The following is a 12,700-nucleotide window of genomic DNA, read 5'->3' as shown; positions in this document are numbered from 1 at the left end:
CGATGCCGGTTCCCGGAAACCTGCGTCCGATCGCCATCGCCAAGCGCGTCAGGCGGAACGCCCGGACGCTGGCCCTTCTGGTGCGTGACGAACGGGCAAGCTGGCCCGAGTGCCGGCACCCCTCGATGTGGCGGCGGGGTTTTCTGTCCAGCCGGATCAACTCCTTCCCCGACATCGAGGATCCGTCCGTCCCCTACGTCAGCGACTTGCGTTTCCAGTTCCACGTGTCGAAGCTGAACCCGGACTGGACGCGGCCCCTGCTCCAGGACAAGAACGTGTTTGCGGACGCGCTCACGGCCCGCGGCCTCGGCCCGTACGCCCCTGAGGTGTACGGGATCGTCACCGCCAAGGGCTTCCACGCTCGTTCCTCCGACGCCCTCGAGCGCCTTCGGAACCAGGACGGCGTGATGCTCAAACCGATTCGGGGCACGCGCGGCAAGGGTGTACGCCTCGCCGCACCGTCAGAGGTCGAGGCGATGACGGCCGGATTCGAAACGGCACTGCTGGTGCAGGAGCGGGTGACCCAGCACCCGGCTATCAGCCAGATAAACCCCCGGTCGCTGAACACCCTCCGCCTGCTCGCTGTTCGCCTGCCCGCCGGCCCGGTGCTCGCCGTGGGGATGCACCGCTGGGGCACCGCCGAGAGCGGTGTGGTCGACAACATCGACTCCGGCGGCCTCGCCAGCGGCGTCGATCTCGCGACCGGCCGGCTGGGGCCGGCGCTCACGCTGACTCGGGACGGCCGCCGGGTGGAGTTCGACCGTCACCCGGACACCGACGCGCAGATCACCGGTGTTCTCGTGCCGCAGTGGTCGGCTGTCCGGGAGCTGACCGAGCGGCTGATGTCCTCCTTCCCGGAGCTGGACCACATCGGGTGGGACGTGGCTGTGACCGAGCGGGGACCACTCGTGATCGAGGGGAATGCAGGCAAGCCGGCCCTTGTCTTCATGCAGGTGTTCGGCTCGTTCCTGCACGATCCGGGGCTACGCGACTACTACGAGAGCAAGGGGCTGCTGCCCCCGTCCCGGCAACCCCTCGGCGGAGTCCCGACCGGACCGCGATGCTGATCCCCGCCAATCTGCGTCCCGTCGCCGTCGCCAAGCAAGTGAGGCGGAACGTCCGGACGGCGACCCGTCTGATACGCATGGAGCGCGAGAGCTGGCCTGGGAGACCCCACCCCTCGATGTGGCGCCGCGGCTTCGTGTCCAGCCGCCTCTACTCGTTCCCTGACATCGAGAACCCGTCCGTCCCCCTCGTCAGCGACCTGCGGTTCCTGATGCACTTCTCGTCGCTGAACCCGCCATGGGCTCGGGTCCTGCTCGATGACAAGAACGTGTTCGCGGACGCGCTCACGGCCCGCGGACTCGGGACGTACGCCCCGGAGGTGTACGGGATCGTCTCGGCCGAGGGACTCCTGGTTCGTTCCGCCGCCGCGCACGAGCGCCTCATGAAACAGACGGCGGTGGTCCTGAAGCCGACTACCGGCCGGGGCGGAACAGGCGTGCGCATCGTCTCTCCGGCCGAGGTCGAGGCCATGGTCCCCCGTTTCGGCACGGCACTGCTGGTGCAGGAGCGGGTGACCCAGCACCCGGCACTCCTCCGGATCAACCCCCTGGCCCTGAACACCCTCCGCGTGCTCGCCGTTCGCCCGCCCACCGGCCCGGTGCTTGCCGTGGCTACGCACAAATGGGGCACGACCCGGAGCGGTGCTGTCGACAATGTCAGCGCCGGCGGCCTCGAAAGCGTCGTGGATCTCGCGACCGGCCGGCTGGGCCCGGCGATCCGGTTGACCCAGGACGGCCGCCGGGTGGAGTTCGACCGCCACCCCGACACCGACGCGCAGATCACGGGTGTTCTCGTTCCGCACTGGTCGGCTGTCCGGGATCTGACCCTGAACTTGATGGAATCCTTCCCGGAGCTCGAGCACGTCGGGTGGGACCTGGCCGTGAGCGACCAAGGGCCACGGGTGATCGAAGGGAACGGAACCAGACCGGCCGTACCCGCCATGCAGGTGCACGGCTCGTTCCTGGACGACCCCGCGCTGCGTGACTACTACACGAACAAGGGTCTGCTGCCGTCAGCCCGACCACGCGTCGGCGGAGTCTCGACCGGACCGCGATGCTGATCCACAGCAATCTGCGTCCCATCGCCGTCGCCAAGCAACTGAGGCGGAACGTCCGAACGGCCGCCGGTCTCGTCCGCCTGGAGCGCCAGTACTACCCCGGGGCGCTGCACCCCTCGATGTGGCGCCGCGGCTTCCTGTCCAACCGGATCTACACCTACCCGGGGATCACGGACCGCTCCGCCGTCTTCATCAACGATGTGCGCATCCAGTTCCGGAGCGGTGAGCTGAACGCACCATCGGCTCGCGCCCTCGTCGAGCAGAAGAGCCTCTTCGCAGACCTGCTCGCAGCCCGGGGCCTGGGTTCCTGCGCTCCCGAGGTCTACGGGACGGTGACCGCCGAGGGACTGCAGGTTCGTTCACCGGACGCCGCCGAGCGCCTCCGCCGCCAGACCACGGTGGTGCTGAAGCCCACGAGAGGCCGGGGTGGGGACGGTGTGCGCCTGGCATCCCCGGTCGACGTGGAGAACATGGTGGCCTCGGCCGGCACGGACCTGCTGGTGCAGGAGCGCGTCGTCCAGCACCCGGAGCTGGCGCGCATCTACCCCGGCTCCCTGAACACGGTGCGGGTCCTCGGCGTCCGTCTGCCGAAACACGGGCCGGTGCTCGCCGCGGCGGTCCACCGCTGGGGCGTCGCCGGAACGGGTCCCGTCGACAACATCAGCTCGGGGGGCCTGTGCAGCCGGGTGGACCTCGCTACGGGCCGACTGGACACGGCCGTCGGCCGGGCGCGGGCCCGCCGCCGGGTGGAGTTCGATCGGCATCCGGACACCGGCGCCCAGATCTCCGGCGCACTCGTCCCGGACTGGGACGCGGTACGGGGCCTGGCCCTGGAGTTGATGGACGCCTTTCCGGAACTGAGCCATGTCGGCTGGGACCTCGCCGTCACGGATCGCGGCGTGAAGGTCATCGAGGGCAATGGGAACTTGCCGAACGTGAGCGTCTTCCAGTTCCATGGTCCGTTCCTGGAGGACCCTCGGCTGATCGAGTACTACACGAGCAAGGGGCTCCTGCCCTCGACCTGACGGCGAATCGACGACAGAACCGGAAGCGGAGACAACCCGCGGGCGTAGAGGCGGAAAGATGCAGAGAGCAGCCACCAATCCGGACGGCACGACCCGGGCGGTCGATCCCGACCCCGCTGCACCGGCACAGCCGGCAGAGGGTGGGCGGCCGTCCCTGACGCGCCGGGTGGTAGCCGTCGGTATCGCGATCGCGGTCGCCGCCATCGCGGCCATTGCTGTGATCACATCTGGGCCGGACACGCCGGACACGCCGGACACGCAGCCGGACGGGCGGGAGCCCACCGGTTCGAAGGTGCTCTTCTCCGACTCGTTCGACGACGACGACTGGAGCGAGTACCACCGCGTGCAGAACAGCTTCTTCGCGAAGCGCGCCAACAAGTACGACAACGACTCCTATGCCCTCCGCACGGACGACGGGGCGGCCCGGTTCGAGGTGCGGCCCGGCGACGCGCCCGGTGGTGGCCTGGGCAAGGGTGAGCGCTCGGAAGTCTCGCAGGACTCGGCGTCGTGGCAGGCCGAGGAGGGTGACGAGTGGTTCGTGCACGAGCGCCTTCGCCTCGCCGAGGACTTCGAGCCGGGCCGCTGGACGATCATCACGCAGTTCCACGCAGGCGACGGGTCGCCTCCGTTGTCCTTGCAGGTGACTCGGAAGGGCGCCCTGGTCCTCGCCTCGGGTGGCGACGCAGGCGAGGCCAACGAGGAGGACGGCAAGGAAGACCGCGTGCTCGTGCCGGCCGAGGAGTTCATGGACATGCGGGGGGAATGGTTCGACGTCACCCTGCACGTCCGCTGGTCGGAGGACGGCGACGACGGCGGCACCGCGGCCTACGTCGACGGGGAGCTGGTGGCCCCGTGGCGTGAGCAGCAGACGATGGCCAGTTCACGCATCTACTGGAAGGCCGGGATCTACCGGGCTCCGACCGACTCCACGCACGTCCTGTGGATGGACGACGTCGTGATCAGTGCCGGCCCGGAGCGGAGACGCTGAGGGTCACGTCGTTCACCACCGGGTCGAGACTCAGCGGGGAAGGACGTCCTCGAGCGGGACGAGCTTGAAGTTCTGCCCTTCGCCGTCGTTCTCGCCGTCCTGCGCCACGAGCACCCCCGAGGGGAACGACGGCCCCAGGCCGGCCGTCACGACATCGATCCCGTCCGTATGGTCCGTGCCGTCGATCCCTCCGCCGGGGACGATCCGGAAGGAGCCGACGTAGCCGTTGTCGCCCTCCCGCCGGAAGACGGCGAACGAGCTGTCGCCCTGGCTCGAGGCGATCAGGTATCCCGCTCCCCCGTCCCCGTACGCGAGCGTGAGCCCTTCGACCTGGCCGACGAGTGGCCCGGACTCCGTCACCGGGGCGATGAGTTCTCCGGCGTCGCCGGCATCCGGCTCCGCCCCGAACTTCCAGATCCCCGTGGTCTCCTCGCCGAGGTAGAAGGCGCCCAGCTCGTCGTCAGCGACACATCCCTCGACCTGCGACTCGACCCGGAACGAACGGACCTGTTCGCCCACGACCCCGCCCGCACCGTCGTCGGACAGCCTCCACTGCTCGACCTCGCCCTCCTTGCTGTTCACGAAGGCGTACACCGTGCGGGTCGTGGCGCTCCGGTACAGGCAGGACCCGTAGACCTCCAGGTCCGGGCGGATGGCGTCGCCCGCCACGTCCCGCAGTTGACGGGTGTCCGGGTCCAGGACGAACGCCCGGATGGTGTTGTCACTGCGGTTCCCGGAGACGACGAGCACGACCGGGCTGCCACCGAGGGTGAAGCCGTTCGCAGCCGGCCGGAGGTCGACGTTGTTCATCTCTCCCACCGGCAGGTACTGCAGCTGCCGGCCGGTCAGGTCGTAGACAAGCATCCCGCCCTGCTTGTCGGTCCCGACGATCGCGCTCATGGACGGATCGGCCGGATTGGCCCACACGGCCGGGTCGTCGGCCGCATCGCCGGTGTGCGGGACCGGATCCGTCTCCACCAGCGCGGCGACGTTCGGGGACAGGACCTCGGACGCGGACGAGAGGCTCGCCTCGGGCGCCGCCGGGGCGGTCCCGTCCGCCGGATCGGCGGCGGCCGAACAGCCGGCCAGCGCCACCGCGGCAGAGAGAGTCAGTACGGCGCGCGGAACCGACGGCCGACCGACCCACCGCCCCGACCGGCCACCTGCCTGGCGAACTCCCATGGCGGGCATTCTGGTCCATCCGGTTCCGGTGTGGGGGGTTCCTCAGCGGCATCCGCGGCCCGGGGCGGCCGTCCACAGCTCTTCCGGCTCGTGGACGGCCGCCCGGTGCCTCCTCAGCTCGCCGGACGGATGGCGCGCAGCCAGCCGGCCGAGGTGTACGCCGCACTGAGCTGCCAGGTGGCATCACCCGTGGCACCGGCCGCCGGACGGGTCTGGTAGGCCGACTCGGTCACCTGAGCGCCGCGCCCGTCCACCAGTTCCGTCCAGCCGGTCGGCTCCGTCACCGCGAGGGAGGCGTTGTTCGCCCCCACGCCGCCGACGAGCAGGGCGCCCGCCGTCGCCGTCGTGACCCCCGGCACGGTCAGGGTGGTGGCCGTGCTGGTGTTCACCCTGGTACTGGCTGCGGTGTCGAACGGGTTCGCACCGTCCACGCCGTGGAAGCCGGTCATCGCGGCGTTCCACTTCTCCGGCGTGGACAGCCCCCATGCGTACGAGGCCGGTTCCGAGGCCCCCGCCACCTTGTAGTAGACGAAGAGCCGGGCGCTGGTCCCCATCGCCAGCGGATCCACCACGGTCGACCAGCCGGCCGGGACCGTGGTGATCGACGGCGCGTCGTCCGCGGTGATCTGCGCGATCAGCACGTCGCCCGCCACCACGCCCGCGGGCGTGGGGATGGTCACGGTGCTCACCGTCGTGGTGCTCAAGGCCTGGCTCGAGGCGCCCACCACGATGCCACCACCACCGCCGGGGGCCGGCGGGGTCACCGTGATCGTCCGCGACGCGGTCGTGCCCGCACCGGAGGCGTTCGACGCCGTGAGCGTCACCGTGTGCGTGCCGGCCGCGAACGTGTGCGACGGGTTCTGCACCGTCGACGTCCCACCGTCACCGAAGGCCCACGCCCACGACGTCGGACTGCCCGTCGAGGTGTCCGTGAAGGACACCACCAGCGGCGCCGTCCCCGACTCCGGCGACGCCAAGAATGACGACGCCGGCGCCGACCCGGTCGGCGGAGCCGCCGTGACGGTGATCGTCCGGGTCGCGGTCGACCCCGCACCCGCCGCGTTCGACGCGGTCAACGTGACCGTGTGCGTGCCCGCCGCGAACGTGTGCGACGGGTTCTGCACCGTCGACGTCCCACCATCACCGAAGGCCCACGCCCACGACGTCGGAGACCCGGTCGAGGTGTCGGTGAAGGCCACCGTCAACGGCGCCGTCCCCGACTCCGACGACGCCGTGAACGACGACACCGGCACCGACGGACCCGGCGGCGGCTCCTCACTCCCGGCGGCCGGGCGCAGCGCCCGCAACCAGCCGGTGGAGGTGTAGGACCCGCTGAACGTCCACACCGCGTTCCCGGTGGCCCCTGCCGTCGGCCGGGCCTGCCGGGCGACCTCGGTGTTCTGCCCGCCGGTCGGCTCCCCCAGCTCCACCCAGCCACTCGGCGGGGTCGCGGTCGCGGCGGTGCTGTTGAAGCCCACCCCGCCGACCAGCATCGCCCCGGCCGTGGTCGTGGTCACCCCCGGCACCGTCAGCGACGTGGCCGCCGCCCCGGTCGCCCCCGACGCCGCGGAATCCCACGGGTTCGCGGAATCGACGCCGTGGAAGTCGGCGATCCCCGCGTTCCACTTCACCGCCGCCGACAGCGTCCAGCTGTAGGACGCCGGCTCCGCCGACGCATTCGTGATCACCTTGTAGTAGGCGAACAACCGGTTCCCGGTCCCGCTGGACCGCGGCGCGATCGCCGTCGACCAGCCCGCCGGCGCCGCCGCCACGTTCGGGTTCAGGTCGGCGTTGATCTGCGCCACCAGCACATCACCGGTCACCACTCCGGCCGGCTTGGGCACCGTCACCGCCGTCCCCGCCGTCGCCCCCGACGCCGAGGTGAACGACCCCGCCGTCACCGTGCCGGTCCCGCCGGTCGGCGGAGCCGCCGTGACGGTGATCGTCCGGGTCGCGGTCGACCCCGCACCCGCCGCGTTGGACGCGGTCAGCGTCACCGTGTGCGTGCCCGCCGCGAACGTGTGCGACGGGTTCTGCACCGTCGACGTCCCACCATCACCGAAGGCCCACGCCCACGACGTCGGCGCCTCCGACGAGGTGTCGGTGAAGGCCACCGTCAGCGGCGCCGTCCCCGACTCCGGCGACGCCGTGAACGACGACACCGGCACCGACGGACCCGGCGGCGGCTCCTCGCTCCCGGCGGCCGGGCGCAGCGCCCGCAACCAGCCCGCGGAGATCACCCCGGTGCTGAAGTTCCAGGTCGCGTTCCCGGTCGCCCCGGCCGTCGGCCGCGCCTGCCGGGCGGACTCCGAGACCTGGGCGGTCGTGCCCTCCCAGGTCTCCGTCCAGGACGCCGGCGGCGTCACCGTCGCCGCCGAGGAGTTCATCCCCACCCCGCCGACCAGCATCGCCCCGGTCCTCGTGGTGGTCACCCCCGGCACCGTCAAGCTGGCCGAGTTCGCGCCCAGGTTCGACGCGGTGGAGGCCGCGGTGTCGAACGGTGTGACCGGATCCACCCCGGCGAACGCGGTGATCCCCGCGTTCCACTTCACCGCCGTCGACAGCCCCCAGGCGTAGGACGCCGGCTCCGCGGCCCCCGTCACCTTGTAGTAGGTGAATACCGTGGCCCGGGCGTCGACGCTCAACGGCGCCACCACCGCCGACCAGCCGGCCGGCACCGTGGTCACCGACGGTCCGTCATCCGCGGTGAACTGCGCGATCAGCACCGTCCCGGCCACCACACCCGCCGGCCGCGGAATGCTCACCGAGGTCACCGCCGCGGTGCTCACCGCCGTCGACGACGCCCCCGCCGTCACCGTGCCGGTCCCGCCGGTCGGCGGAGCCGCCGTGACGGTGATCGTCCGGGTCGCGGTCGAACCCGCACCCGCCGCGTTCGACGCGGTCAACGTGACCGTGTGCGTGCCCGCCGCGAACGTGTGCGACGGGTTCTGCACCGTCGACGTCCCACCATCACCGAAGGCCCACGCCCACGACGTCGGCGCCTCCGACGAAGTGTCGGTGAAGGCCACCGTCAACGGCGCCGTCCCCGACTCCGGCGACGCCGTGAACGACGACACCGGCACCGGCGCCGGGCTCACGGTGATCGTCCGGGTCGCGGGCGTGCCCGCACCTGCGGCGTTCGACGCGGTCAACGTCACGGTGTGCGTGCCCGCCGCGAACGTGTGCGACGGGTTCTGCACCGTCGACGTCCCACCGTCCCCGAAGGCCCACGCCCACGACGTCGGCGACTGCGTCGAGGTGTCGGTGAACGAGACCGTCAACGGCGCGGTCCCCGCCGTCTCCGACGTCGTGAACGACGACTCCGGAGTTCGCGGAGGCGCGACGGCGGCTGCCGGGCGCAGTCCCCGGACCCACCCGGCCGACGTGACCGCCGTGCCGAAGGTCCAGGTCGCGTCGCCCGTCGGGCCGGCCGTGGGCCGCGCCCGGTGCGCCAGCTCGGCGACCTGTGCGCCGGTGCTCTCCCAGCTCTCCGTCCAGCCCGTCGGCGGGTTCACCGCGGTGACGGCGTTGTTGAGGCCGACCGCGCCGATCACCATCGCCCCGTTCGTGCTGGTGGAGACGCCGGGAACGGTCAAGCTGGCTGCCGCTGTCACGTCGTTGGACGCCGTCGCGGCGGCCGTGTCGAACGGCGTCGCCGTGTCCACCCCGCGGTAGGCCGTGATGCCGGCGTTCCACGTCTCGGCCACGGAGAGCTGCCACGTGTAGGAGGCGGGCTCGTTCGCCGCGTTGCTGACCACCTTGTAGTACGCGAACAGCGTGGCCCGCGCGTTGACGCTCAACGGGTCCACGACCGGCGCCCAGCCGGCCGGGGCCGTCCCGATGTCGGCCGCGTTGTTGACGTTGATGTGGGCGATCAGCACGTCGCCGGTGGCGACACCGGCCGGCTTGCCGACGGTCACGGCGGACGCCGCCGTGGCGCTCACCGCGGTCGCCGACGACGCCGCGGTCACCGAACCGCTCCCGGCCGGCGGCGCCGTCACGGTCACCGTGCCGGTCGCCGTGGTGCCGGCTCCGGCCGCGTTCGACGCGACGAGCCGGACCGTGAACTCCCCGGCCGACGTGAACGTGTGCGCAGGATTCCGCTCGGTCGACGTGGCCCCGTCACCGAAGTCCCACGCCCAGGACGTCGGGCTGCCCGTCGAGGTGTCGGTGAACGCCACCTCCAACGGAGCCTGGCCCGAGGTCACCGAGGAGGTGAACGACGAGGTCGGGACCGCGGGCACGGAACCGAGCGAGATGTCGGCGTGCCAGTAGCGATCGGTGGTGATGTTGCTCGCCAGCACGACCAGACCGCTGGAAGCCGTGACGCTCTGCTTGGTCGTGGTGACGTTGTTCATGTTGTCCGAGAGGATGTCCCGGATGATCGGCGTGCCGACGCCGGGCGCGAACGACGGGTTCTCCATCGGCGTGGACTTCATGTAGACCGTGCCGGCGCCGCTGGCGGTGCACTCGCCGCTGGCCGTGGGGCCGGTCGCGATCACGTGCACGCGCTGGTTCGTCTCGTCGAGCACGAGCTGCGGGCGGGTGTGGCAGTCGCCGAGGGTGCCGAAGGTGGTGGCCGACCAGCTCGCCGTGCCCGGCCGGAAGGTGAGCAGCCGGATCTGCGCGTCGGACGGCGTCGAGGAGCCGAGGAGGTCGAGGCCGGTCTTGACCACCGCGTAGACGCGGCCGGCCTGATCGGACTGGAGAGACTTGAGGTTGATGTGGTCGTCCGCCTCGCCGGCGCCCCGCCGTGCGATGCCGCCGGTCCACGTCGTCCGTGGAGCGGTGTCGGAGTGCACCGACCAGTACACCGTTCCGTCCGACTGGTTGCTCCAGAGCACGCCGATGCGCCCCTGGAAGGCGACGAGGGCCGAGATGTCGTCAACGGCGGTGGTGGGGTTCACGCCCCCGGTCGTGGGCACCACGAGCGGGGTGCTCCACGCGCCGCTGGTGCCCGTCGTGGAGTTGACGTAGACGGTTCCCGTGGCATCCGGGGCGGTGCCCGTGACCTGTGTCCAGGTCGCCCAGATGGTGCCCGTGGAGTCCTTGTCGATGGTCAGGGACTCACTGGAGAAGTCGTTGATGAGCGTGGGGAAGCCGGCGTCGAGCGAGAAGGTCTTCGACGTCGGCGAGTAGCTGAAGCGGTACAAGCGTGCGGCCTGGCCCGCGGCCGAGGCGGCGCTGCCCGTCCTGACCACGTGGCTGGCCACGTAGAGCTTCTGACCGTCCCAGAGGGCGTCGGAGGACGTGCTGGCGCGCTCGTCGACCCGGACGCCGGTGTCGACCCAGGTGTTGTTCGTCCGGTTCAGCCAGAAGATGTGCCAGTCCGCCGTGGTGGTGTCCCACATGTTGGCCCACCAGCGACCGTCGTGGAACCACAGCTTGCTCTGCGGCTTGTCCGCGGTGGGGGGATTGTTCAGAGCCCCGAAGGAGGGGCCCTGATACCCGAGGTCGCCTTCTGCCGCCGAGGCGGTGGCCGGCACGGCGAGCGTGCCCAGCGCGACCGAGCATGTGACCAGGGCGCAGAGAACCAGTTGACGAAGCGCGCGCATGAAGACGACCTGCACCTTTCCCGAAACCCCCGTGAGCACCGGAAAGGCGAACCAACCCCGTGACTCAGCCGCGCAATGGAACGGCGGCGTCACGAAAGTAGGTCAGTATCGGGTGATTGGGACGGCGCGTTCACCCGCATCGATCAGGTGAATCAGCGGAACGGCATCAACCGAACACCCAGTGTCATCGGTGAAAAGACGCAGATGATCTGCCGGCGCCCTGTCCGGCGGATGCAATCGAGCTCGGCCGCACCATTTGCGGCGCTGTGCAGAGGTCAGTTCAGGAGTGCGTCGAGCCGCTCGTAGGGCACCAGCTTGAAGTTCTGGTTGCCGTTGTTCTGTCCGTCCTGCGCGACGAAGACACCTGACGGGAATGCCGGGCCCAGGTTGGCGGTCGTGACGTCGATACCGTCGGTCCCCTCGGCGCCGTCGATACTGCCCCCGGCCACGATCTCGAAGGACCCCACGTAGTCGTTGGCCCCCTCCCGCCTGTAGACGGCGAACGAGCTGTCGCCCTGACTGGAGGCGAACAGGTAGCCCGTGCCGTTGGGGCCGTAGGTCAACGTCAGACCTTCGATCGTGGGCACCAGCGGGCCGGAATTCGATGCGCCGGCGACCAGGGTTCGGGTGCTCCCGGCCGCAGGATCGGCCCCGTACCGCCAGATCCCGCCGCTTTCCTCCGCGACGTACAAGGCCCCCGTGTCGTCGTCCGCGACGCACCCTTCGGCGATCGACCCGACGGCGAACGTCCGGACCATGGTGGCGTCGACCGTGCCCGCGCCCGTACCTGTGAGCTGCCACTGCTGGACAGCCCCGAGCTCACTGGTCACGAGGACGTAGGTCGTTCCCGCCGCCGCGTTCCGATACATGCAGGCGCCGAGGATGGGCATGTTCGTCGTGATCTTGCGCGCCGCCACATCCCGCAACAGCCTGGTCACGGGGTCGACCGCGAAGATGCCGATGCTGTCATCGGTGCGGTTGCTCACCGTGACCAGGGAAGTCGGAACGCCCGCGAGGTCGAAGCCGGGACGGACGTCGACGTTGTTGACCTCCCCGACGGGCAGGGTCTGGAGCAACTGACCCGCCAGGTCGTAGACCAGCAGCGCAGCGCGCTTGTTCGTACCGATCACCGTGCTGCGAGCGGGGTCTGCCTGATTGACCCAGATCGCGACATCGTCGGCGGCGTCTCCACTGTTCGCGACGGGAACCGTCTCCACCGTGGCTGACACCCGACCCGTGGGCGTCGTCGTCGGCGGCGCGGTCACCGTGATCGTCCTGGTCGCCGGCGCACTCGTTCCGTTTGCATTGCTCGCCGTCAGGGAGACCACGTAGGTCCCCGTGGTGAAGGTGTGCGACGGGTTGCGCTCCGTGGAACTCGTCTCGTCATCGAAGTCCCACGCCCACGACGTCGGAGAACCCGTCGACGTGTCGGTGAACTGCACGGTCAGCGGGGACACGCCGCTCAGTGGCGTCGCCGTGAAACTCGCAGTCGGCGCTGTCGGTGGCGGCGGGGGCGGCGGCTCTGCCGCGCCTCCCGGTCGCAGGGCGCGCAGCCAGCCGGTCGAGGAGTAGGACCCGCTGAACGTCCACACCGCGTTCCCGGTGACGCCCGCCGCCGGCCGGGCCTGCCCGGCCACCTCGAGGTTCTGCCCGCCGGTCGGCTCCCCCAACTCCGTCCAGCCGCTCGGCGGGGACGCCGTCGCGGTGGTGCTGTTGAAGCCCACCCCGCCGATCAGCATCGCCCCGGCCGTGGTCGTGGTCACCCCCGGCACCGTCAGCGACGTGGCCGCCGCCCCGGTCGCCCCCGACGCCGCCGAATCCCACGGAT

The 12,700-nt window shown here is 70.8% G+C and carries 8 protein-coding genes; 5 read left to right on the top strand and 3 right to left on the bottom strand.

Annotated elements, in window-relative coordinates:
* The first annotated feature begins 2 nt into the window (after nt 1-2).
* The 4 genes from E4P39_RS20585 to E4P39_RS20570 are packed head-to-tail and all read left to right on the top strand — an operon-like array spanning nt 3 to nt 4,135.
* Entirely contained in the window at nt 3-1,067 is a 1,065-nt protein-coding gene (locus E4P39_RS20585; RefSeq protein ID WP_135138461.1) for a sugar-transfer associated ATP-grasp domain-containing protein, read from the top strand.
* Nucleotides 1,061-2,125 carry a sugar-transfer associated ATP-grasp domain-containing protein gene (locus E4P39_RS20580; RefSeq protein ID WP_135138460.1) on the top strand — a complete coding sequence of 355 codons (1,065 nt, stop codon included), beginning with the start codon at nt 1,061-1,063 and terminating at the stop codon, nt 2,123-2,125. The genes E4P39_RS20585 and E4P39_RS20580 overlap by 7 nt, the downstream gene beginning before the upstream one ends.
* Entirely contained in the window at nt 2,119-3,147 is a 1,029-nt protein-coding gene (locus E4P39_RS20575; protein WP_135138459.1) for a sugar-transfer associated ATP-grasp domain-containing protein, read from the top strand. The genes E4P39_RS20580 and E4P39_RS20575 overlap by 7 nt, the downstream gene beginning before the upstream one ends.
* Nucleotides 3,148-3,205: 58 nt before the next feature.
* On the top strand, nt 3,206-4,135 hold the full coding sequence (locus tag E4P39_RS20570; RefSeq protein WP_135138458.1) for a heparin lyase I family protein: 930 nt from the start codon (nt 3,206-3,208) through the stop codon (nt 4,133-4,135).
* A 30-nt stretch (nt 4,136-4,165) separates the two neighbouring features.
* On the opposite strand, the gene E4P39_RS20565 is transcribed toward E4P39_RS20570, so the two are convergent.
* The 3 genes from E4P39_RS20565 to E4P39_RS23060 all read right to left on the bottom strand — a co-directional run bounded on the left by E4P39_RS20565 (nt 4,166) and on the right by E4P39_RS23060 (nt 12,137).
* Nucleotides 4,166-5,317, bottom strand: a complete 1,152-nt coding sequence (locus E4P39_RS20565; protein ID WP_167762019.1) for a phytase — start codon at nt 5,315-5,317, stop codon at nt 4,166-4,168.
* A gap of 113 nt (nt 5,318-5,430) precedes the next feature.
* Nucleotides 5,431-10,872, bottom strand: coding sequence for a PKD domain-containing protein (locus tag E4P39_RS20560; RefSeq protein ID WP_135138456.1), 5,442 nt, complete (start codon nt 10,870-10,872; stop codon nt 5,431-5,433).
* Nucleotides 10,873-11,147: 275 nt separating this feature from the next.
* Nucleotides 11,148-12,137 (bottom strand): phytase, encoded by a 990-nt coding sequence (locus E4P39_RS23060; RefSeq protein ID WP_245159997.1) that lies wholly within the window; start codon nt 12,135-12,137, stop codon nt 11,148-11,150.
* Nucleotides 12,138-12,474: 337 nt separating this feature from the next.
* On the opposite strand from E4P39_RS23060, the gene E4P39_RS23055 reads away from it, so the two are divergent.
* Nucleotides 12,475-12,700, top strand: a 226-nt coding sequence (locus E4P39_RS23055; RefSeq protein ID WP_245159996.1) for a hypothetical protein, incomplete at its 3' end; no start/stop codon positions are given.

Origin of the sequence: Blastococcus sp. CT_GayMR19 (genome assembly GCF_004570385.1) — a bacterium.
Lineage (GTDB): Bacteria > Actinomycetota > Actinomycetes > Mycobacteriales > Geodermatophilaceae > Blastococcus_B.
This window is presented reverse-complemented; position numbering and strand designations above follow the sequence as displayed.

Excerpts from the sequence above, each read along its gene's own strand:
- E4P39_RS20585 (WP_135138461.1), top strand. The coding sequence starts at position 3 with ATGCCGGTTCCCGGAAACCTGCGTCCGATCGCCATCGCCAAGCGCGTC.
- E4P39_RS20580 (WP_135138460.1), top strand. The coding sequence starts at position 1,061 with ATGCTGATCCCCGCCAATCTGCGTCCCGTCGCCGTCGCCAAGCAAGTG.
- E4P39_RS20575 (WP_135138459.1), top strand. The coding sequence starts at position 2,119 with ATGCTGATCCACAGCAATCTGCGTCCCATCGCCGTCGCCAAGCAACTG.
- E4P39_RS20570 (WP_135138458.1), top strand. The coding sequence starts at position 3,206 with ATGCAGAGAGCAGCCACCAATCCGGACGGCACGACCCGGGCGGTCGAT.
- E4P39_RS20565 (WP_167762019.1), bottom strand. The coding sequence starts at position 5,317 with ATGGGAGTTCGCCAGGCAGGTGGCCGGTCGGGGCGGTGGGTCGGTCGG.
- E4P39_RS20560 (WP_135138456.1), bottom strand. The coding sequence starts at position 10,872 with ATGCGCGCGCTTCGTCAACTGGTTCTCTGCGCCCTGGTCACATGCTCG.